The organism is Arthrobacter sp. 135MFCol5.1 (assembly GCF_000374865.1).
Taxonomy (GTDB): Bacteria; Actinomycetota; Actinomycetes; order Actinomycetales; family Micrococcaceae; genus Arthrobacter.
The window spans coordinates 74,140-95,913 of record NZ_KB895452.1 but is presented as its reverse complement, the minus strand read 5'-3'; the positions used below and the strand labels follow the sequence as shown (position 1 = coordinate 95,913).

Sequence of the window (21,774 nt, the reverse complement as noted above, 5' to 3'; positions counted from 1 at the left end):
CAGCCGCTGGCCCCGGCAGGGTCAATGACTGGCGGAAACGCTCTCCAGCTGGAGGGACTTGGCCGTGGCCCGTTCCAGCTCCGCGGCCAGGTCCGGATTTTCATCCAGCTTGACCCCGTAACCGGGCATCATGTCCTTGAGCTTGGACTGCCAGCCCTTGAAATTCCGGGGGAACGTCTTCTGCAGCAGTTCAATCATGATGGGGACAGCGGTCGAAGCCCCGGGCGACGCGCCCAGGAGCGCGCCGATGGAGCCGTCGCGGCCGGCGATCACTTCGGTTCCGAACTGAAGGATGCCGCCCTTTTGCGGATCTTTCTTGATGATCTGCACACGCTGGCCGGCGGTGATAAGTTCCCAGTCGCCGCCCTTTGCCTCGGGGTAGTACTCGCGCAGGGCCTCGACCTTCTGGTCGTGCCGCTTTGCAACCTCCTTGATGAGGTACGCGGTGAGGTCCATGTTGTCCTTGGCCACGGCGAGCATCGGGATGATGTTGCCCGGGCGGATGGACAGCGGCAGGTCCAGGTAGGAGCCGTTCTTGAGGAAGTTCGTGGAGAAGCCGGCGTAGGGTCCGAACAGGAGCGAGCGCTTGCCGTTGACGTAGCGGGTATCCAGGTGCGGTACGGACATGGGCGGGGCGCCAACCGAGGCCTGGCCATAGACCTTTGCGCTGTGCTGGGCGGCGATGGTCTCGTCCGTGCAGCGGAAGAACTGCCCGGAGACGGGGAAGCCGCCGTAACCCTTGCTTTCGGGGATGCCCGAGGCCTGGAGGAGGTGCAGCGCGCCGCCGCCGGCGCCGACGAAGACGAACTTGGCGTGGATCTTGCCGTGCTCTCCGGAACGCGGGTGCTTCAGCGTCAGGTCCCAGCCGCCGTCGGACGCCCGGGAGATGCCGGTGACGTCATGGCCATAGTTGATTTCGACGCCGTTGTTCCCCAGGTAGCCTGTGAGCTCACGGGTCAGCGCGCCGAAGTCGACGTCGGTCCCTTCAGCTGCCCGGGTAGCGGCGACACGCTGCTTGGGGTCGCGGCCCTTGACGATCAGTGGCGCCCACTTGGCAATCTGTGCGTGGTCCTCGGAGTACTCCATGGACCGGAAAAGGGTGTGCGGTTTCAGGGCCTCGTAGCGCGTCTTCAGGAACCGGGTGTGGTCCTCGCCAATCACAAAGCTCATGTGCGGGACGGTGTTGATGAAACCCTTGGGGGAGCCAATCAGGTTGTTGTCCACCAAGTGGGACCAGAACTGGCGGGAAAGCTGGAACTGTTCATTGATGAGCAGCGCCTTGTTGGGGCTTACCGAGCCGTCCTTGGCTGCGGGGGAGTAGTTCAGTTCGCAGAGGGCCGCATGGCCCGTCCCCGCGTTGTTCCAGGGATCTGAGCTCTCGAGCCCCGGCTGGTCCAGCCGTTCGAACAGCGAGATGGTCCAGTCCGGCTCCAGCTGCTTGAGGAATGCCCCCAGCGTCGCGCTCATGATGCCGCCGCCTATCAGGACAACGTCGGCATGTGGGGTCTTGGAAATGAAAGTCACGATCAGTCTCCGATTGCAGCGGCTCTGGCTGTCACAGAATATCCCCGGGCAGCCGACATACTGAAATTGGACCGGCCCGTCAAGGCTTTAGTTGGACCTTCGTAAAAACTTCATTTAAGACCGGGGACGCCGGGTAGCTCAGGACCCGGTCCGAAAGGGCAAGGGCGGAGATGGGAAAGGCGATGGGAACGGCCGGCACCGTCGCCGCAATCTGGGTGTTGATGGTGTGATACAAGTCATCGCGCTCCTTGCCGTCCGGCAGGCCGCGGGCCCTGTTGATTTTCGAGAACACCTGCGGATCCTGGTACCCGAATTCGCCGTTCTTCTCGCCGAACAGCGGGCCGACAAAGTTGTCGGGATCCGAGTACGAGCCGTTCCAGCCGAGGATGTGCAGGGCGTGGTCGCCGGGGGACTGGACTTTCTGGAGATAGCCATCGGCCCAGTCCACCGGGACGGGCCGGATGTTGAAGCCGACGGCGGTGAGCTGGCGGCTGAGCTCGGCGTAGACCTTTTCGGGGGTCGGGAGGTAGGGCCGGGTGACGTTCAGGGGGTAGTAGAACTTGAGTTCCTCGCCGGCGTAGCCGGCGTCCTTGAGGTAGCTCTTGGCCTTTTCCGGGTCATGGCCCAGTGCCGGGGCATCGTTGTTGAATCCGCTGATCTTGGGCGGGACGAACTGCGTCGCTTTGGCGGTGTTGTCGATGAAGAACTTCCGGATCAGCGTTTCCTTGTCGATCGCAAGCTCCACCGCCTGCCGGATCTTTTGGTTTTGCAGCACCGGGATGTCCTGGTTCATGCCCACGTACATCACGGAGAACGGGTCGCGCTGGACGATCTGCTTGCCTCGCTTGACCAGCTGGTCGAAGTTCCCCACGGTCACGGCGTCGTAGCCGTCGATCTTGCCGTCCAGGAGGGCCTGGAGGCGGGTTTGCGGGTAGTTGTAGGCGAGGAAGTTGATGGTGGCGATCTGCCCGCGGTCGCCCCAGTAGGTCTTGTTGCTGGACAGGGTCACGTTGTCGCTGCCCCAGGCAGCGAGTGTGAAGGGGCCGGTGCCGACCGGGTTGGTGGCGAAAACGGACAAGGCCTGGCCGCCACGGTTTTGGTCCAGCACGTCGGCTTTGCCGGCAGCGAGGGCGGCAGGGGAGGCCATCGCAAAGGCGGGCAATGTCAATGCCTGCAGGAACGCCGTGAAGCGCTGCGTGAGGTCGATCTGCACGGTGTCCGCGGCCACGGCGGTGCAACTCTTGAAGATTGAGAGGCCGGCTTCGTCCGAGTGGGCCTTGAAGACCCCCTTGAAGGAACTGCCCGGTGCCTGCTTCCGCAGTTCGGCGGAGAAGGCGAACCAGCGGTTGAAGTTGGTGCAGACGGCGTCGGCATTAAACGGGGTCCCGTCCTGGAAGGTAACGCCGGTACGAAGCTTGAAGGTGTAGGTGCGGCCCTCGTTGGATTCGTTCCATTCGGTGGCCAGCAGGGGCGTGGGCTTTCCCGTGGTCTGGTCAACTCCCACGAGGCCTTCCATGATTTGCCGCGTGATGCGCTGGGACTCGACGTCGTTGGACAATGCCGGGTCAAGGCCCAGTGGCTGGGCGGCGGTTCCGAAGCTGAAGGTGGCTGCCGGTTCCGCGGGCGTGGAGTTGTCCTGGCCGGGCGTGGGAGAGGGAGCCGGTGTGCCTGTGCATGATGTCACGCCCAGCGCCATGAGGACGGCGCCGGCCTTGAGGGCAGTCCGCCGCGATGTACTGCTGGGCACTCGTTTATCACCTCTGGATCCTGCCGGCTCCGCCGGTTGCGGGCCGGGATCCAGTCTAATGGACACGACCCGGGCACTGCCCGGATCCGGACACGCCAATGCCGGGCCCCTGGATAACCAGTGGAACCCGGCTTGGTCGAAGAACGCCTGTTGCCTGTGAGGGCTACTTGGGCATCAGCACCGAGTCGATCAGGTAGACCGTGGCGTTCTTGGTCTTGACGCCGCCGCAGATGACGTTGGCGTTGTCCACCTTGAGGTTGTTGCCGCTGCCGGTGACGGTGACGGAGCCGCCCTCGACGGTGGCGTGGGTGCCGGCGATCTTGTCAGGGGTGATCTGGCCGGGAACAACGTGGTAGGTCAGGATCTTGCTCAGCAGGGCATCGTCCGTCTTCAGGGTGTCGATGGTGGCGGAGTCAATCTTCTTGAAGGCGTCATCCACCGGTGCGAAGACAGTGAATTCGCCGCCGTTGAGGGTGTCTACCAGGTTGACCTTGGGGTTGAGCTTGCCGGATACCGACGCGGTCAGCGTGGTGAGGATGGGGTTGTTGGAGGCGGCGACGGCCACCGGATCCAGGGCCATGCCGGCTACGGAGCCTGCGCCGGTGGGAACCTGCTGGGCGTAAGCGGCGCAGCCGGGGCCGACCAGGTTTGCTGCCGGGTCCATGCTGCCGGCCGAGGAGCTGGCCATGGCGCTGGATGACGGTGAGGCCATGCTGGAGCTGGGGGCGGAGGACATCGGCGCCGAAGATGCCGAGGACCCGGAGGTGCTGCCCGAACCGCCACACGCGGTGAGGCTGAGCAGAGCGGCCGCTGCAACGCCTGCGACGGTGAAAGTGGTGCGCTTGAAGGTCTGCATTTCAGTACTCCTTGGATCGTTGAGCCTGCTGCCCGTGGAGCGGTGTCCGTGGCGTGCAGTCTGACTTGGGGGTAAGCACCTGCCCTTGGCTGGTGTCTCAATGGCTATTCGGCCGGTGGGCGGAAGTGGATGGGTGGATCCGTGGAGTTTTTCTATTCGGGGCACGAACCGGCATGGGGGAGACGGCTTAAAACAAAGGATCCCCCGGCCAAAGCCGGGGGATCCGCGGTGTGCGCAAGGGGGGACTTGAACCCCCACGCCCGAAGGCACAGGAACCTAAATCCTGCGTGTCTGCCAATTTCACCACTCGCGCGCAGGCTTCCCCCAGGAACGCAGGGCGTTCGACGGCGGGATGCCAGTGTCCATTGTAGCGTCGCGCCGGCGGGGTGGTCCGGCAGGTGCGCCGTGGTCAGGCGTCCAGGTTGAGGTCCCGCCGCAACTTGGCCACATGTCCGGTCGCCCGGACGTTGTACTGTGCGAGGGAAACCTTGCCGTCGCGATCCACCACGATGGTGGAGCGGATCAGGCCTTGGTACGTCTTGCCGTAGTTCTTCTTTTCGCCCCAGGCGCCGTATGCCTCGGCCACTGCGTGGTCCTCATCGGAGAGCAGGGGGAACGTCAGGGCTTCATTCGCCGCAAATTTTGCCAGTTTTTCGACGGGGTCGGGCGAGATGCCCAGGACGTCGTATCCGGAGGCCTGCAGGGAGGAAAGGCTGTCGCGGAAGTCGCAGGCTTCTTTGGTACACCCGGGCGTGGACGCTGCCGGATAGAAGTAGACAATGGTGGAGCGACCGGAGGCCGGGTCCAGGCTGACCTCCTTCCCGCGTGAGTCCTGCAGGGTAAATGCGGGTGCTTTGTCGCCGGTAACGAGTCTTTCAGCCATTGTTTTTCTCCTTGTTGCGGGCGGGACACAACAGCCTAGTAAGCGGGTGGGGCGAGTGCTAATCGGCACTTGGTTATACTGGCTGCTATGCCTGATATGGATCACTGGCCCACAGGGCGCCTCCTGTCCACTGCTGCGCGCCTCGTTGAACACTCCTGGAACGAAAAACTTGGCGCCATCGGACTCACGCACGCCGGTGTTATCGCCATAGAGGTGCTGGCTGCGCAAGGCCCCATGACCCAGGCCCAGCTCGCCCAGTATGTCCGCGTCCAGGCCCAGACCATGGGCAAGACGCTCAGCCGGCTTGAGTCCCACGGCCATATCGCCCGGGTGCGGAGCACCTCGGACCGCAGGAGCCATGTGGTCTCGCTGACTGAGCGCGGCAAGGAAGCGGTAGCCCAGGCCGTGGAGATGGAGCGTTCGGTGTTGGCTTCCTCTTCGATCGACCCCGAGGTCCTGCGCCAGGAGCTCAAGGCTGTGGTCCGTGAACTCGCCAGCCAGTTCGCCACGACGCCGAGCAACGCCTCTGCGCTGGTGGACTCCGCCAAGTAACCGGCTTTTCATAACGCCTTCGAAGCGTGGCCCCGGCAACGACTGCCGGGGCCACGCTTTTTTGTGTCCGGCGGCCACACTGTTATGTGCGCGCGGAGCACATGGGGGTCTTAGCGGCGGCCGCCGGTGAGGGGCCTACAGCCCTGCCGGAAAGGTGAACGTGGCGGGGACCGGGACTGGCGCCGCGCCGTGGAACAGGACGACCTCGTCGTGGGCTTTTAGGACCACATCGGAGATCTGCCCGTCGTGCGGAACTCCGTTGACGGCCACACTCCAGCCGTCCTGGGCGGAGTGTGGCGTTCCTGGCGTTGGGTCGGTGCCGTCCAGGACACCCCATTCGGTGAGGAACTGCCCGAGCGTGTAGGTGGCGCCGGCGGTTGGTGCTTCGATGTGGATAATCCCGGATTTGTCATGGCTGTGCAGCGCGGAGATCCCGTTGGGCTGGCCGGCCGGGGTGAAGCTGAAGCCGATGTCCGCCGGAACGGCGACCGGCTTGCCGTCCACGAGGACGTCCAGGTGCGCATGGAAATGCTCTGCAGCGCCTTCGGCGTTGAGGACCTGCAGCCCGGCGGCCTTGATCCGGTCACCGCCCCCCTGTGGCTTCAGTTCCCATCCGGTGGATGTCGCGGAGGAGGCTGCCGGGGAGGACGCGGTGGGCGGAGCCGTCATGCCGGGCGTGGACACGGCGGTGCCAGGGCCGGGGGTGGCGGTCGCGGAGCATCCTGCGACTGCCAGGGTGATACCGGCGAGGGCAGCGGTGACGGCGAGCTGTTTTTTCAACTGGGACTACTTTCAATGAGGAAACGGGTACCCCGGTCATATGTGCGGAACCCCGGGTCCCGGCTTAACCCGGTTGCAGCCCGGGCAGCATACCGACTACCTTCGGGAAGCCACCAGGCAGATTCGGAGGCATTGGATGTGAACCTCTGGGTCGCCGTGCGGCACACCATCCATTGCAAGCGCAAAACGAAACCCCGCCTCTACGTGGCCTCTCGGCCAGTAAAGACGGGGTTTCTTTGGTGCACCCCCCGGGACTTGAACCCGGAACCCATTGATTAAGAGTCAATTGCTCTGCCAATTGAGCTAGAGGTGCATCTTCTTTGCTTCAATCTTTCGGGCTTTTTCTTTCCCGTTGATCTCCGCAACGACATGAAACTCTACACGAACTTCCGGTGCAAGTGAAATCGGCGCCCGCGGAGGAGGTGCCGTCACCGCCGGAGCCCCAAAACCAGCACGAAATCAGGGTTTTCGTTGTTCGTCATCAGCCACAATCCACCGTTCGGGGTCCGGACCACGTCCCTGATCCGCCCGTACATTCCTGTGAAATAGGCCACAGGATTACCTGCCTCGGTGCCTTGAAGGGGGACGGCCCACAGCCGCTCCCCGCGAAGCGCGCCCAAGTACGCGGTGCCGCCGTCTATTTCCAGGCCGCTGGGCGATGATTCGCTGGTGGAGGGCCACACGACCTTTGCATCCTGGAATTCCGGCCGGTGGGGTGCGCCCGTCACTTCGGGCCATCCGTAGTTGGCGCCCGGAAGGATCAGATTGAGCTCGTCATTGACGTCGGGGCCGAATTCACTGGCCCACAGCCTGCCCTCGGCGTCCCAGGCCAGTCCCTGGACGTTCCGGTGACCCAGGCTGTAGACGGCATTGCCGAACGGGTTCCCGGGTGCCGGACTGCCGTCCGGGGCGAGCCGGAGGATCTTGCCGCCCAGGGCGTCCGGATCCTGGGGCTGTTCCCGGCGCTGGGCGTCGCCGGTGCCAACGTAGAGGAAGCCGTCCGGGCCGAACCGGATCCTCCCGCCGTTGTGCGTCGTTGCTTTCGGTATGCCGGCAAAGACGGTCTGCGGTGGACCGGGGGAGAGTGCGCCGTCGGCGTCCCTTTGCAGCGTCAGCCGGACCACCCGGTTGTCCTCCTGCCCTGTCACGTAGGCATAGAGGTAGCGGTCAACGTCGAAATGCGGTGACAGCGCCAGGCCCAGCAGGCCCCCTTCACCGGCGGGCACCACCCCCGGGACCTTGCCCACGGTAGTGGCCTGTCCATCGTGGACCGCCTTCAACAACGCCGTTCCCCGCTCGGAGATGATTGCCGTGCCGTCCGGAAGGAAGACGGCCGCCCAGGGGACGGCCAGCTTCAGTTCCAGCTTTTCCTGCACCTCGGGTACGGAGACGGGCGGCTCGGCCGTGGTGCCGGAGCCCGTGCCATGTGTTGGGCCGGGCGAGCCGGTGCACGCTGCCAGCAGGAAGAGCAGGCAGGCCATCCAATAGGGGCGTAGCGTCATAAGGAGGCCCCGCCTCCGGCTAGGGCCGTTTGCGGCGCGGAGCGCGGAAGCCGGCAGCCTCGGCGTGCGCGGCAGACTCAAACCAGACATCCGCCCGGATGTGCTCATGGTCGGGATGTCCTTCTTCGTAGTAGACCATCGCAGTGGCGTCTCCCTTGACGCTGTAGTCCGCCGGACCGCTTCCATCGGCGGCCGGCGATGCCGAGCCTGCCCCGTACGGTTCCTTTGCCGCAAGGTGCCCGGCTGGTTCTCCCGCCGCTTCGCTGTGCCCCGGGGCGGCGTCGTGGTGGCCTGATGCTTCTTCCGTCGGGGCGGAGGCCTCCGCATGCTCCGTCGCCTCGGATGCTGCCGTCTCCTCCCCGGCGGCCGTCTCGGCGCCGGGCAGCGTCGGGGCGTGGGCTGCGGTGTATTCGTCGTGATGGACAGGATGGGCAGGTGCGGGGGAGCTGTGCGCCCGGGATTCCTGCCGCCCGGCGCCGTCGTCCGCCGCGTCGGCCTCGGCCCCTGCGGCGGGCGGGGCTGCCTGTGACGCTGCGGCCGTTGCCGCTGCATCGTTGGTGGCGGACGGGGCGGGACGTGGCCCGGACGGCCCGGCCTCCGACCACTGGGTTTCCCACTCGGCTTCATCCTGCAGCCTGCGCTCATCTTCCCGGGCGCCGACGGAGCCGGGTGCAGCCATGCCGTCATCGGCGCCGGAAGGGCCCTGGACCGGGTTGTCGGTGGCCTCGGCAGCCGCGGGTGTCGCCGTCCGTGGCATCGCCGATGAATCCGCCGGTTCCTCAGCCGTTGGCGGGGCTGCCGGTTCGGCGGCGCGGCCGAAGCCCGCTGCCGTGGGTATCCCGGTGGTCGCGGCAGCCTCGGCCGAGGCAGCGGCGCTGCCTCCCTCCAGGGCGCCGTCCGATCTGGTGCCGGAGGCGCCAGGGGTACTGGTTGACCTGTTGCGCTTCAGCAGCCACCAAACGACTGCCGCGAGAACAACGATGAGAATGATCCAGAAAAGAATGTCCATGGCAGGCCTCTCGATCCGGGCGGCGGGGGTGTCGTGTCCCCGACGCTACGTCGGGCAGGCACTGCTGTCCAGAGAAGCCGCGGGCCGCAGGCTGGCGTCCTCCCCGGTCGTGCGGGTGGCCGGACGGAGCCTCGAACATCATCGACGTCTCATTATGTGAGACATGAGTCCACTATTTGGCGAATTTTTCCCGTTATTTCAACGGGAAGCTGATCTTACGGTCGTCCGGCCGCGGTGCGCGCCCTAGACTTTCCCCTATGAGTGACGCCCAGACCGCAACCGCAAACACGCCTGATATCAAGCCCCGCAGCCGCATCGTCACCGATGGGATCCATGCGGCGCCCGCGCGCGGCATGTTCCGGGCTGTCGGCATGGGCGATGACGACTTCGCCAAGCCCCAGATTGGCGTGGCGAGCTCATGGAACGAGATCACTCCCTGCAACCTCTCCCTGAACCGCCTCGCGCAGGGCGCCAAGGAAGGCGTCCACGCAGGCGGCGGATTCCCCATGCAATTCGGCACCATTTCGGTTTCGGACGGCATCTCCATGGGCCACGAGGGAATGCACTTCTCCCTGGTCTCCCGTGAAGTCATCGCCGACTCCGTGGAGACCGTCATGCAGGCGGAGCGGATCGACGGCTCGGTCCTGCTGGCCGGCTGCGACAAGTCCCTGCCCGGCATGCTGATGGCGGCCGCCCGCCTGGACTTGGCCAGCGTCTTCCTTTACGCCGGGTCCATCATGCCCGGCTGGGTGAAGCTCGAGGACGGCTCCGAAAAGGAAGTCACGCTCATCGACGCCTTTGAAGCGGTGGGTGCCTGCGCCGCGGGCAAGATGAGCATGGAAGACCTCACCCGGATCGAAAAGGCCATCTGCCCCGGCGAAGGCGCCTGCGGCGGCATGTACACGGCCAACACGATGGCCTGCATCGGCGAGGCGCTGGGCATGTCCCTCCCCGGCTCGGCCGCCCCGCCCTCGGCAGATCGCCGTCGTGATGAATTCGCCCGCAAGTCCGGCGAAGCGGTGGTCAATCTCCTGCGCAAGGGCATCACCGCCCGGGACATCATGACCAAGAAAGCGTTCGAGAATGCCATCGCCGTCACCATGGCCTTCGGCGGCTCCACCAACGCCGTGCTGCACCTGCTGGCCATCGCCCGGGAAGCCGAGGTTGAGCTCACCCTCGACGACTTCAACCGCATCGGCGACAGGATCCCGCACCTGGGCGACCTCAAGCCCTTCGGCCGCTACGTCATGACCGACGTCGACAGGATCGGCGGCGTTCCCGTCATCATGAAGGCCCTGCTCGACGCCGGCCTGCTGCACGGCGACTGCCTCACCGTCACGGGCAAGACCGTCGCCGAAAACCTCGACGCGATCAACCCGCCGGACGTTGACGGCAAGATTCTTCGCGCACTGGACAATCCGATCCACAAAACCGGCGGCATCACCATCCTGCACGGCTCAATGGCTCCGGAAGGCGCCGTCGTCAAGAGCGCCGGCTTCGACGCCGACGTCTTCGAGGGCTCTGCCCGGGTCTTCGAGCGCGAGAAGGGGGCGCTGGACGCACTCGACAACGGCGAGATCAAGGCCGGCGACGTCGTGGTCATCCGGTATGAAGGTCCCAAGGGCGGCCCCGGCATGCGGGAAATGCTGGCGATCACCGGCGCCATCAAGGGTGCCGGGCTGGGCAAGGACGTCCTCCTGCTGACGGACGGCCGCTTCTCCGGCGGAACCACCGGCTTGTGCATCGGCCACGTTGCGCCGGAAGCGGTCGACGGCGGCCCGATCGCCTTCGTCAAGGACGGCGACCGGATCAGGGTGGACATCGCCGCCCGCACGTTCGACCTGCTGGTGGACGACGCGGAACTTGAGGCCCGCAAAGTGGACTGGCAGCCGCTTCCGGCCCGCTACACCAAGGGAGTGCTTGCCAAGTACGCCAAGCTGGTACACAGCGCCAGCCAGGGTGCCTACACCGGCTGACGTCCGGTTTCAGGCTGGTCCTTCCGAGATAGGATCAAAGAGTGGACAGTGTTGTCCACATGGTGAGATAGGGTTGTTGCTCGTTGACACCCATCACACCAGAGGGAAAACTGAACGCATGACTTTCGTTACCGGCATCGTCGTCGTCCTTACCAAGCGCGTGGCACATTAGCCCTGGTAACGAACCGTCACGCGCGAACCCCTCACAGAGCCACCAGGCTGAGGGGTTTTTTTATTTCCCGCCTTTCCAGCCACATACCAACGCCAGAGAAGATCCACAAGGAAGAGTCCGATGAGCAAAGGATCGCCCATCAGCCCCTCGCTGATGGCCACCAAGTCCGCTGGAGCCGCCAAGGCTCCGGAACGCGCCGACCGGACGGCTGACCATGCCGCCGTCGTCGCAGACCTTGCTGCCGTCTCTCCTGTCCTTGGGCCGAACAACGTCGTACCCCCGACGGTGATGACCGGCTCGCAAGCAATCGTCCGTTCGCTCGAAGAACTCGGCGTCGACGACATTTTCGGTTTGCCTGGTGGCGCGATCCTGCCCACCTACGACCCCTTGATGGCCTCCACCATGAACCACGTGCTGGTCCGTCACGAACAGGGAGCCGGCCACGCCGCGCAAGGCTACGCCATGGTTACCGGGCGGGTTGGCGTCTGCATCGCCACCTCGGGTCCCGGCGCCACCAACCTCGTTACCGCCATCATGGACGCCCACATGGACTCCGTGCCCCTGGTGGCCATCACCGGCCAGGTCGCCAGCGGCGTCATTGGTACCGATGCGTTCCAGGAAGCCGACATCGTGGGCATCACCATGCCGATCACCAAGCACTCGTTCCTGGTGACCGACCCCAACGACATCCCCCACGTCATGGCCGAGGCCTTCCACCTGGCCTCCACCGGCCGTCCCGGCCCCGTCCTGGTGGACGTTGCCAAGGATGCCCAGGTGGGACAGATGACGTTCTCGTGGCCGCCGCGGATCGACCTGCCCGGGTACCGGCCGGTCACCCGGGGCCACAACAAGCAGGTGCGCGAGGCGGCGAAACTCATCGCCGCCGCCTCCAAGCCGGTCCTGTACGTCGGTGGCGGCGTGGTGAAGGCGCACGCCTCCGCTGAACTGCGCGCCCTCGCCGAGGCCACGGGAGCACCCGTGGTGACCACCCTGATGGCGAAGGGCGCCTTCCCGGATTCCCACCCGCAGCACGTGGGCATGCCGGGCATGCACGGCAGCGTTTCCGCCGTCACGGCCCTTCAGCAGTCGGACCTCCTGATCACCCTCGGCGCCCGTTTCGATGACCGCGTGACCGGCGTGCTGCGCACCTTCGCACCGCATGCCAAGGTCATCCATGCGGACATCGACCCCGCCGAGATTTCCAAGAACCGCACCGCCGATGTCCCCATAGTGGGCTCGGTCAAGGAGATCATTCCGGAACTGACAGAGGCCGTCCGCAGCCAGTTCGAGGCTTCCGGCACGCCTGACCTGACCACCTGGTGGGCCTTCCTGAACAACCTCAAGGAAACCTACCCGCTGGGCTGGACGGAACCGGACGACGGCCTGATCGCCCCGCAGAAGGTCATCGAGCGGATCGGCCAGCTGACCGGCCCCGAAGGCGTGTACGTGGCGGGTGTTGGGCAGCACCAGATGTGGGCTGCCCAGTTCATCAAGTACGAGCGCCCGCACGCCTGGCTGAACTCCGGCGGCGCCGGCACCATGGGCTATGCCGTTCCCGCGGCCATGGGCGCCAAAGTGGGCGAGCCTGACCGGGTGGTCTGGGCCATCGACGGCGACGGCTGCTTCCAGATGACCAACCAGGAGCTGGCCACCTGCGCCATCAACAACATTCCCATCAAGGTTGCCGTCATCAACAACTCCTCGCTGGGCATGGTGCGGCAGTGGCAGACCCTCTTCTACGAGGGCCGCTACTCCAACACGGACCTCAACACCGGCCATGACACCGTCCGCATCCCGGACTTCGTCAAGCTGGGCGAGGCCTACGGCTGCGCCTCGTTCCGCTGCGAACGCGAAGAGGACATCGACGCCACCATCCAGAAGGCACTCGAAATCAATGACCGCCCCGTGGTCATCGACTTCGTGGTGAGCCCCAACTCCATGGTGTGGCCGATGGTGCCCTCCGGAGTGAGCAACGACCAGATCCAGGTTGCCCGAAACATGACCCCGGAATGGGAAGAGGAAGACTGAGCATGAGCCGCCACACACTTTCCGTCCTGGTCGAGGACAAGCCCGGCGTCCTGACCCGCGTGGCGAGCCTGTTCGCCCGCCGCGCCTTCAACATCAACTCCTTGGCCGTCGGCCCCACCGAAGTGCCGGGCGTGTCCCGCATGACTGTGGTGGTCGACGCCGACGGCGACCTCATCGAGCAGGTCACCAAACAGCTCAACAAGCTGGTCAACGTGATCAAGATCGTTGAGCTGACCCCAGAAACTTCCGTACAGCGCGACCACATCCTGGTCAAGGTACGGGCGGATGCCGCAACACGCCTGCAGGTAACCCAGGCCGCAGACCTGTTCCGCGCCTCAGTGGTGGACGTGTCCACCGACTCGGTCGTCATTGAGGCCACCGGCCATCCGGAAAAGCTCACAGCCCTGCTTTCAGTGCTGGAGCCCTTCGGCATCCGCGAAATCGTGCAGTCCGGCACCCTGGCCGTTGGACGGGGATCCCGCTCCATGAGTGACCGGGCCCTCCGTTCCGCCTAGGCACCAGCCCCGGCGGGAATTGGCGCCCGTAACCGCAGCACCGCAAGACCACTATCTACAACCACTCAAGAGGAGTTACGCAAGTGACTGAAATGTTCTACGACGACGACGCCGACCTTTCCATCATCCAGGGCCGCAAGGTTGCCATTGTTGGCTACGGCTCGCAGGGCCACGCCCACGCGCTGAACCTGCGCGATTCCGGCGTCGAGGTCGTTATCGCCTTGAAGGAAGGCTCCAAGTCGACCGCCAAGGCCGAGGACGCCGGCTTCACGGTCAAGAACGTTGCCGACGCCGCCGAATGGGCCGACGTCATCATGATCCTGGCGCCGGACCAGCACCAGCGCGCGATCTACAACGACTCCATCAAGGACAAGCTGACCCCCGGCAAGGCCCTCGCCTTCGCCCACGGCTTCAACATCCGCTTCGGTTACATCCAGGCCCCCGAGGGCGTTGACGTCATCCTGATCGCCCCGAAGGCGCCGGGCCACACCGTCCGCCGCGAGTTCGAAGCCGGCCGCGGCATCCCGGACATCATCGCCGTCGAGCAGGACGCCTCCGGGTCCGCCTGGGAGCTGGCAAAGTCCTACGCCAAGGCCATCGGCGGCACCCGCGCCGGCGTCATCAAGACCACCTTCACCGAGGAAACCGAAACCGACCTCTTCGGCGAGCAGTCCGTGCTCTGCGGCGGGGTGTCCCAGCTGATCCAGTACGGTTTCGAAACCCTCACCGAAGCCGGTTACCAGCCGCAGATTGCCTACTTCGAGGTGCTGCACGAGCTCAAGCTCATCGTTGACCTCATGTGGGAGGGCGGCATCGCCAAGCAGCGCTGGAGCGTCTCCGACACCGCCGAGTACGGCGACTACGTCTCCGGCCCCCGCGTCATCACCCCCGAGGTGAAGGAAAACATGAAGGCCGTCCTGGCCGACATCCAGTCCGGCGCCTTTGCCAAGCGCTTCATTGAAGACCAGGACAACGGCGGCGTCGAGTTCAAGGAACTGCGCGCCAAGGCTGAACAGCACCCCATCGAGGCCGTGGGCCGCGAACTGCGTTCCCTGTTCTCCTGGCAGCAGCAGGACGTGGACTACGTGGAAGGCTCCGCAGCCCGCTAAGGCCGCCAGCCCAACCACGCAGACCGCAGCGGTGAGGCCGGGTTCACACTTAACAATGTGAGCCCGGCCTTTCCGTCGGCCTAGACTTGTTTCCATCCCCAGGACTGCAACGCAGAGGATCAGCCGTGTCAAAACCCGTAGTACTGCTCGCCGAAGAACTTTCCCCCGCCACCGTCGAGGCCCTCGGCCCGGACTTTGAAATCCGCCAGACTGACGGCGCAGACCGTTCCCGGCTGCTCTCGGCAATCAGTGACGTAGACGCCATCCTGGTCCGCTCCGCCACCCAGGTGGACGCCGAAGCCATCGCCGCCGCCAAGAACCTGAAGGTTATCGCCCGTGCCGGCGTGGGCCTGGACAACGTGGACATCAAGGCGGCCACGCAGGCCGGCGTCATGGTGGTCAACGCCCCCACGTCCAACATCGTCTCTGCCGCCGAGCTGACCGTGGGCCACATCCTCAGCCTGGCCCGCCACATCCCGCAGGCCAGCGCCGCCCTCAAGGATGGCGAGTGGAAGCGTTCCAAGTACACCGGCATCGAGCTGTTCGAGAAAAAGATCGGCATCATCGGACTCGGCCGGATCGGCGCCCTCGTGGCAGCCCGCCTCAAGGGCTTTGACACCAAGATCCTGGCCTACGACCCCTACATCACGTCCGCCCGCGCGGCGCAGCTGGGCGTGCAGCTGGTCACCCTGGATGAGCTCCTGGCCCAGTCCGACTTCATCACCATCCACATGCCCAAGACGCCGGAGACCGTGGGCATGCTCGGCGCTGACGCCTTCAAGAAGATGAAGAGCACCGCCTACGTGGTGAACGTCGCCCGCGGTGGCCTCGTGGACGAGGAAGCCCTCTTCACGGCCCTGCAGGACGGCGAGATCGCCGGAGCCGGCGTCGACGTCTTCGCCAAGGAGCCCAGCACCGACCTGCCGTTCTTCAAGCTCGACAACGTGGTGGTTACCCCGCACCTGGGTGCCTCGACCGATGAAGCCCAGGAAAAGGCCGGCGTCTCCGTGGCCAAGTCCGTCCGCCTGGCCCTGGCCGGCGAACTGGTGCCGGACGCCGTCAACGTGGCTGGCGGCGTCATCGCCCCCGACGTCCGCCCGGGCATCCCGCTGATCGAGAAGCTGGGCCGCATCTTCACTGCGCTGACCCACGCTTCCCTGACCCAGTTCGACGTCGAAGTTGCCGGCGAAATCTCCTCCCTCGACGTCAAGGTCCTGGAGCTGGCTGCGCTGAAGGGCATCTTCGCCGACATCGTGACCGAACAGGTGTCCTATGTCAATGCACCCGTCATCGCCGAGCAGCGCGGCATCAACGTCCGCCTGATCACCACCCCCGACACCGAGTCTTACCGCAACGTCCTGACGCTCCGCGGCGCCCTGAGCGACGGCAGCCAGATCTCCGTGGCCGGGACCCTGACCGGCCCCAAGCAGGTGGAGAAGCTGGTGGGCATCAACGGCTTCGAAGTCGAAATCCCCATCAGCGAGCACCTGGTGGTGGTGGCCTACACCGACCGCCCCGGCGTCATCGGCACCATCGGCCACATCCTCGGCATGAACAACATCAACATCGCCGGCATGCAGGTGGCCCGCTCCGACGAAGGCGGCCAGGTCCTGGCCCTGCTGACCATCGACAGCTCCGTGCCCCAGCAGGTGCTGGACGCCATCAAGGCCGGCATCGGCGCTGAAATGGTCCGGGAAGTGGACCTGGAAGACTAACGCGACACACCGGCCGAAACGCCGAAGCCGCTCCTCCGCGCAGGCACGCCCGGGCGGAGCCACGTATGATTGGCCGGTCTGCTTAAAATGGCTTGGTCCTGGTTCAGGACCATAGCCGGCAGGCCGGCCAATACCTTTTGCACATCCGTCCGCCATCGCCCACGTCTGCCCGGCGGTTGGAAGTGCGCGCACGCAATCCAGGTTTCAGGGAGTTCCATGAACGCCGTCCAGAGGTTCATCAGAAGCAGGGTGCTGCTGTTGACCGCGGCCATCTTGATCGCAGCAATGTGCTTGTCGGTCGTCGTCCAGAGCCAGTCACAGGCCGCGCTCAACCGGACAATCGACGAAAATTCGAGGGGGCTCTACGACATCCTGGTCCAGGCCAAGGCGCCCTCCGGAGCACTCCTGCAGCCCGAGATCGCCAATGGCGCCGGCGGCATTGGGTTCGACCAGCTGGACTCCATCCGGAAACTCTCCGGCACGTCCGTGGCCGCACCCATCAGCCTGGTCTCACGGGTAACGCAGAACCTTGAGACGCCCCGGCTCGACGCCATGGACTACCTCGGCTACAACGCCGGGCTCGCCGGCACCGCCACCGCCGACCAGGCCGCAGGGGCCACCGCCCCGAACCAGTGGCCGGCAGCCGAATCCGTCCTCAGCGACACTGCAAAGAAGTACCGGCTGACTGCCAGCGCCGTGAGCTCCGACGGAAACTCCGAGCAGACCCTCTTCAAGACCACCGCCGAAGGCACCCTGGGCAAGGCGCGGCTCGTCGAAGAGAAGGCCCAGGGCGGCAGCAGCATCCGCATCGCGGCACCGGCGGGGGAGACCGGGATAAAATTCCCCAACCCTGCCGGCGGGTCCGAGCACAACCTCTTCAACCTCTCCGTGGCGCTGCCGCTCGCCCCCGAGGTCACCGAATCCGTCGTGGCAGTGGACCCGGCGGCCGAGCGCGCCCTCCTGGGCTCCGCAGGCGACTTCCTGGCCCCGCTGGAAAAGGCTCCCCCCGCCGACGCCCGTGACGCCGGCGCCGTGGGACGGTACCTGGAAGGCCTCTTCACCAACGGCATCAGCATGGACCAGCTCAAGGAAGGACCCGACTTCCTCGGCGTCAAGCTCAAGTACTGGGCACCCCTGATGACCCAGTACCAGCAGGCCAAGCGCACCGGCCAGCTCAGCGGCGGCTCACAGGCCGTGCCGCTGATCGTCCGGTCGGGCACGTCGCTGGACCTGAAGTACAACGTGAAGATCGAGGAAATCGACGACTCCGGCAAGGTGGTCAAGGACGTCGGCACGGTGTCCAAGTCGCTGGGCAAGGATTACCTGCCATTCGTGTCCAAGGACCCCTTCGTGCTCTCCTGGCCCGGTTCCACCGACCACTCGTCCCTGCTGGGGAACAACGGCAACTTCAACCAGGGCCTTTACACCCCCGCCAAGTGGAGCACCAACTTTGCCGGCGCCCCCAAGTACACCGACGGCGACACCGCCGCAAACGGTGCCGTGGACAAGACAGCAGTTCCCGGTGACTGGGTAACGGTGAACCGGCTGCCGGACAAGGCCGCCAGCGGCGCCCCCGTGGACCAGACCCAGCGCGACCCGGTAGACGAGCGCTCGTACCGGGAGAACCTGTCCACCGGCCAGCAGCAGCCGGCCCAGCCGCTGCCCATGGTCTACGGCACGTTCGACCCCGCTGCCGTTGCCGCCGCCTCGGGTGACGTCAACAAGCTTCCGTTGGGCGGCTACGACCCCACGCCGTTCACCTTGGTCAAGGACGCCGCAGGCAAGGATGTCCCCGCCGCGGAACTGAAGCCTTCCCTCAGCGCCACCGGACTGGCGAGCCAGTCCGCCGGTGCGATCACCGACTACTACGGCCTGGCGGCTGCCCGCGGCTACAAGCAGAACGCCGCGGTCATCGACGCCGTCCGCGTCCGGGCCAAGGCTCCGGGCAGCTGGAAGGAAGCCCAGCCCGAGGTGGAGAAGCTTGCCGCCGAAATCCGGGACATGGGCCTGGACGCCACCATCGTGGCCGGTTCGGCCCGCGAGGACACCAGCATCGCCGTCCCCGGCTACTCAAAGGACGGGGCGGGCAAGGAATCCGCGCTGGGCACGGTCCAGCAGTCCTGGGTCCGGCAGAACGCCGCCGACGCCGTGGCAGGATCCCTGTCCGGAACAAACGTCACCCTGCTGTTCCTTACCCTCTGCGGCGCGGCCCTGCTGACCGGCGCGTCAACCGTCAGCTACATCCGGAAACGCCGGAGCGAGGCCGGAACACTGCGGGCCATGGGCTGGACCCAACGGCGGATCCGCACCTGGGTCCTCGAGGAGTTCGGCGTCGGCGCCGCCCTTCTCGCTGCCGCGGGGATCCTGCTGAGCCTCCTGAGCTGGAGCCTGCCGACCGCCCTGGTGTGCGCCGCCGTCGTGGTCCTCTACTGCGGCGCGGCACTGTTCGCCGCGCAACAACTCCGCCACCGCGACGTGATCGACCAGGAACCGCAGCATGACGAGCGGCTCATCCCCGTCGATTCGCCGTTGACCTTCGCCAACCGGCAGCTGGGCACCAACAAGTTCAACACCCTGTCCCTGGCCGTGGCGGTAGGTGTCTTCGGCGCCGCCGTCGGCGGCCTGATCGCCCTGCTGATCGACATTCCGCGGGCCGCAGGTGCCAGCGCCCTGAGCGGACTTGCAGCGGCCAGCGTGACGCTGCCCAGCATCCTGCTGGCAGTGGCCGGCGTGGCCGTGGGGCTGGTGCTCACCCTGGTGACCGGACGCTTCGAGCTCAACTCCAAGCGCCAATACCTGGGCATCCTCCAGGCCATGGGCTGGAACCCGGACATGCTTCGCCAGGTACGTTTGTTCGAGAACGCGCTGGTGGGAACCGTGGCCTTGCCGCTGGGCGTGCTGGGCGCCCTGGGCATCGGCCTGCTGCTGGCACCCTACGCGGCCATCTGGGCCGCCGTGGCCGGGCTGGTGGCCGTACTTTGCTGGATACCGATTGCAACGAAAGTGGTCCAATGACAAACCCGACGAATGTCCAGCGCAGCCGCCGGAGCGGCTCCACTGAGGTCCCCCTGCAGACCCGGGCCAACACCATCGTCAAGTCTGCCGATCACGCCACCCCGCTGGAGATGCGCGACATCACCATCCGTTACGGTGGCGGAAAGGGCGGCGCCGAGGCGGTCAGCGTGGTGGAGGGCTTCGACCTGACCCTGCACGCGGGGGAGATGCACTGCGTCGCCGGCCGAAGCGGTTCGGGCAAGACCAGCATCCTGACCGTTGGCGCGGGGCTGACCCTGCCGACGTCGGGCCGCGTCTTCTGGGAAGGCGACTCGCTCGAAAGCATGGGCGACGACGAAATCGCCGACCGCCGCCGTGCGCTCATCGGCTACGTGGACCAGGGCGGTGCACTGATCGACGGCATGAGTGCCCTCGAAAACGTGCTGCTGCCCGCCGTGCCCGACGGCGAAGTGGAGCAGCGGCGCGACATGGCCAAGGACCTGCTGGACCTGGTGGGACTTGGCCGCCGCATGCGCCACCGCCCGGCCCAGCTCTCCGGTGGTGAACGCCAGCGCGTGGCCATCGCCAGGGCCCTGATCCTGGGCACCCGCGTCCTGGTGGTGGACGAACCCACCGCCAGCCTGGACCGCGCCTCCGCCAACCGCATCATCAGCATCCTGAAGGACACCACCTCCGACGGCATCGCCGTCCTGGTGGCTTCGCACGACCACGAACTGGTCCGGCTCAGCGATACCCTGACAGAACTGATCTAGCCCACCCACTCACGCACCGAAGGTAACGTCCGACCGTGACTGCTTCAGAGAAAACGCCGTTCTACATCACCACGGCCATCACCTACCCCAACGGCGTGCCGCACATCGGCCACGCCTACGAGTACATAGCCACCGACGCCATGGCGCGCTTCAAGCGGCTGGACGGCTACGACGTGATGTTCCTGACCGGCACGGACGAGCACGGCATGAAGATCGCCCAGGCCGCGGAGAAGGAAGGCATTACGCCCAAGGAACTGGTGACCCGGAACGCCGAGATCTACAAGGCGGCACACGCTGCCTTGGGCGTCAGCTACGACCGGTTTATCCGGACCACGGACGAGGACCACTACGCCGCATCCCAGGCCATCTGGAAGAAGATGGAAGCCAACGGCGACATCTACCTCTCCAAGTACGAAGGCTGGTACTCCGTCCGGGACGAGGCCTTCTACGGCGAAGATGACACGGTGGTGAAGGACGACGGCGTGCGCTACTCGAAAGAGACGGACACCGAGGTGACGTGGACGGCGGAGGAGAGCTACTTCTTCCGGCTGTCCGCCTACCAGGACAAACTGCTGGCGCTCTACGAGGCGCACCCCGAATTTGGCGCCCCGCAGTACCGGTTCAACGAGGTCATCAGCTTCGTCAAGCGCGGCCTGGAGGACCTCTCCATCAGCCGGACCACGTTCGACTGGGGTGTCCCCGTCCCCGGCAACGACAAGCACGTCATGTACGTGTGGGTGGATGCGCTGACCAACTACCTCACCGGCGTGGGCTACCCGGATGTCGAGTCCGAAAAGTTCCGGAAGTACTGGCCCGCCGACGTGCACGTCATCGGCAAGGACATTTCACGCTTCCACGCGATCTACTGGCCGGCGTTCCTGATGAGCGCCGGGCTGGAACTGCCCAAGCGCGTCATGATCCACGGCTTCCTGAACAACAACGGGGTCAAGATGTCCAAGTCACTGGGCAACGTGGTGGCTCCCGCCGACTTCGTGGCCCGCTACGGCCTGGACCAGGTGCGCTTCTTCTTCCTGCGCGAAGTCCCGTTCGGGGCCGACGGCAGCTACAACCATGAGGCCATCGTGGGCCGGATGAACTCGGACCTGGCGAACAACTTCGGCAACCTCGCCCAGCGCTCCCTGTCCATGGTGGCCAAGAACTGCGGCGCCGCCGTACCCGCCCCCGGCGAGCTCACAGCCGCCGACACCGCCATCCTTGCCCAGGCCAACGGCCTGCTCGACGCCGCTCGGGCCGCGTTCGACAAGCAGGAGTTCAGCCGCGCCCTGGAGGCCATCTGGGCCGTGCTGGGGGACACCAACGCCTACTTCGCCGAGCAGGCGCCCTGGGTGCTCCGGAAGACCGACGTCGAGCGCATGAACACGGTGCTGTACGTGACGCTGGAGGTGCTCCGGATAGTGGCGATCCTCGCCCAGCCGGTCATGCCCGGCGCCACCGCGAAGCTCCTGGACGCCCTGGGCCAGCCTGGGGGGGACGCACGCCAGTTCACCGCGATCGCGACCCCGATCGTTCCCGGTACGGCGCTGCCCGCCCCGGTTCCCGTCTTCCCCAAATTCGAGGAACCGGCCGAAGCCTGAGGTTCCGGTGCGGATGAGGGCAGGTGGCGCGGACTTCCGCGCCA

General features: G+C 65.7%; 16 protein-coding genes and 2 tRNA genes. 9 read left to right on the top strand and 9 right to left on the bottom strand.

The genetic code is table 11. The annotated features are described in order from the left end of the window. Positions 1-21: 21 nt before the first annotated feature. From C563_RS0100455 to bcp, 5 genes are all read right to left on the bottom strand, one after another. Positions 22-1,524, bottom strand: a complete 1,503-nt coding sequence (locus tag C563_RS0100455) for a malate:quinone oxidoreductase (protein WP_018760064.1) — start codon at positions 1,522-1,524, stop codon at positions 22-24. Between the two features lie 79 nt (positions 1,525-1,603). Then, positions 1,604-3,271, bottom strand: coding sequence for an ABC transporter substrate-binding protein (locus C563_RS0100450; RefSeq protein ID WP_018760063.1), 1,668 nt, complete (start codon positions 3,269-3,271; stop codon positions 1,604-1,606). 163 nt (positions 3,272-3,434) lie between these two features. Beyond that, on the bottom strand, positions 3,435-4,127 hold the full coding sequence (locus C563_RS0100445; RefSeq protein WP_018760062.1) for a fasciclin domain-containing protein: 693 nt from the start codon (positions 4,125-4,127) through the stop codon (positions 3,435-3,437). 231 nt (positions 4,128-4,358) lie between these two features. Further along, positions 4,359-4,440 (bottom strand) — tRNA-Leu (locus tag C563_RS0100440). Positions 4,441-4,536: 96 nt separating this feature from the next. Then, positions 4,537-5,010 (bottom strand): thioredoxin-dependent thiol peroxidase, encoded by a 474-nt coding sequence (bcp, locus tag C563_RS0100435; protein ID WP_018760061.1) that lies wholly within the window; start codon positions 5,008-5,010, stop codon positions 4,537-4,539. 96 nt (positions 5,011-5,106) lie between these two features. Between bcp and C563_RS0100430 the strand changes: the two genes are divergently transcribed. Next, positions 5,107-5,562 carry a MarR family winged helix-turn-helix transcriptional regulator gene (locus tag C563_RS0100430; protein ID WP_018760060.1) on the top strand — a complete coding sequence of 152 codons (456 nt, stop codon included), beginning with the start codon at positions 5,107-5,109 and terminating at the stop codon, positions 5,560-5,562. 135 nt (positions 5,563-5,697) lie between these two features. Here the strand turns inward: C563_RS0100430 and C563_RS20745 are convergent, their stop codons facing one another. The 4 genes from C563_RS20745 to C563_RS0100410 form a co-directional block, all read right to left on the bottom strand. Next, positions 5,698-6,342 carry a hypothetical protein gene (locus C563_RS20745; protein WP_018760059.1) on the bottom strand — a complete coding sequence of 215 codons (645 nt, stop codon included), beginning with the start codon at positions 6,340-6,342 and terminating at the stop codon, positions 5,698-5,700. A gap of 237 nt (positions 6,343-6,579) precedes the next feature. Then, a tRNA-Lys gene (locus tag C563_RS0100420) sits at positions 6,580-6,655 on the bottom strand. Between the two features lie 115 nt (positions 6,656-6,770). Next, entirely contained in the window at positions 6,771-7,844 is a 1,074-nt protein-coding gene (locus C563_RS0100415; protein WP_026264227.1) for a PQQ-dependent sugar dehydrogenase, read from the bottom strand. Between the two features lie 19 nt (positions 7,845-7,863). Beyond that, positions 7,864-8,853, bottom strand: a complete 990-nt coding sequence (locus tag C563_RS0100410) for a sunset domain-containing protein (RefSeq protein ID WP_020608496.1) — start codon at positions 8,851-8,853, stop codon at positions 7,864-7,866. A 257-nt stretch (positions 8,854-9,110) separates the two neighbouring features. On the opposite strand from C563_RS0100410, the gene ilvD reads away from it, so the two are divergent. The 8 genes from ilvD to metG all read left to right on the top strand — a co-directional run bounded on the left by ilvD (position 9,111) and on the right by metG (position 21,730). Then, entirely contained in the window at positions 9,111-10,829 is a 1,719-nt protein-coding gene (ilvD, locus tag C563_RS0100405) for a dihydroxy-acid dehydratase (protein ID WP_018760057.1), read from the top strand. Positions 10,830-11,121: 292 nt separating this feature from the next. Continuing rightward, positions 11,122-13,029 carry an acetolactate synthase large subunit gene (locus tag C563_RS0100400; protein WP_018760056.1) on the top strand — a complete coding sequence of 636 codons (1,908 nt, stop codon included), beginning with the start codon at positions 11,122-11,124 and terminating at the stop codon, positions 13,027-13,029. A gap of 2 nt (positions 13,030-13,031) precedes the next feature. Beyond that, a complete protein-coding gene (gene ilvN / locus C563_RS0100395) occupies positions 13,032-13,544 on the top strand; it encodes an acetolactate synthase small subunit (RefSeq protein ID WP_018760055.1) in 513 nt (170 codons plus the stop codon). 83 nt (positions 13,545-13,627) lie between these two features. Further along, complete coding sequence (gene ilvC / locus C563_RS0100390; protein ID WP_026264226.1) at positions 13,628-14,653, top strand: ketol-acid reductoisomerase; 1,026 nt, start codon at positions 13,628-13,630, stop codon at positions 14,651-14,653. A 125-nt stretch (positions 14,654-14,778) separates the two neighbouring features. Next, positions 14,779-16,368: a phosphoglycerate dehydrogenase gene (serA, locus tag C563_RS0100385; RefSeq protein ID WP_018760053.1), complete on the top strand. Its 1,590-nt coding sequence runs from the start codon at positions 14,779-14,781 to the stop codon at positions 16,366-16,368. Positions 16,369-16,584: 216 nt separating this feature from the next. Continuing rightward, positions 16,585-19,383: an ABC transporter permease gene (locus tag C563_RS0100380; RefSeq protein WP_018760052.1), complete on the top strand. Its 2,799-nt coding sequence runs from the start codon at positions 16,585-16,587 to the stop codon at positions 19,381-19,383. Beyond that, positions 19,380-20,135: an ABC transporter ATP-binding protein gene (locus tag C563_RS0100375; RefSeq protein WP_018760051.1), complete on the top strand. Its 756-nt coding sequence runs from the start codon at positions 19,380-19,382 to the stop codon at positions 20,133-20,135. Before C563_RS0100380 ends, C563_RS0100375 begins: the two co-directional genes overlap by 4 nt. A gap of 35 nt (positions 20,136-20,170) precedes the next feature. After that, entirely contained in the window at positions 20,171-21,730 is a 1,560-nt protein-coding gene (gene metG, locus C563_RS0100370) for a methionine--tRNA ligase (protein ID WP_018760050.1), read from the top strand. Positions 21,731-21,774 lie beyond the last annotated feature (44 nt).

What these genes read in the sequence shown, in the direction of transcription:
- C563_RS0100445 (WP_018760062.1), bottom strand. Translation starts at nt 4,127, where the DNA reads ATGCAGACCTTCAAGCGCACCACTTTCACCGTCGCAGGCGTTGCAGCG.
- bcp (WP_018760061.1), bottom strand. Translation starts at nt 5,010, where the DNA reads ATGGCTGAAAGACTCGTTACCGGCGACAAAGCACCCGCATTTACCCTG.
- C563_RS0100430 (WP_018760060.1), top strand. Translation starts at nt 5,107, where the DNA reads ATGGATCACTGGCCCACAGGGCGCCTCCTGTCCACTGCTGCGCGCCTC.
- C563_RS0100415 (WP_026264227.1), bottom strand. Translation starts at nt 7,844, where the DNA reads ATGACGCTACGCCCCTATTGGATGGCCTGCCTGCTCTTCCTGCTGGCA.
- C563_RS0100410 (WP_020608496.1), bottom strand. Translation starts at nt 8,853, where the DNA reads ATGGACATTCTTTTCTGGATCATTCTCATCGTTGTTCTCGCGGCAGTC.
- ilvD (WP_018760057.1), top strand. Translation starts at nt 9,111, where the DNA reads ATGAGTGACGCCCAGACCGCAACCGCAAACACGCCTGATATCAAGCCC.
- C563_RS0100400 (WP_018760056.1), top strand. Translation starts at nt 11,122, where the DNA reads ATGAGCAAAGGATCGCCCATCAGCCCCTCGCTGATGGCCACCAAGTCC.
- ilvN (WP_018760055.1), top strand. Translation starts at nt 13,032, where the DNA reads ATGAGCCGCCACACACTTTCCGTCCTGGTCGAGGACAAGCCCGGCGTC.
- C563_RS0100380 (WP_018760052.1), top strand. Translation starts at nt 16,585, where the DNA reads ATGAACGCCGTCCAGAGGTTCATCAGAAGCAGGGTGCTGCTGTTGACC.
- C563_RS0100375 (WP_018760051.1), top strand. Translation starts at nt 19,380, where the DNA reads ATGACAAACCCGACGAATGTCCAGCGCAGCCGCCGGAGCGGCTCCACT.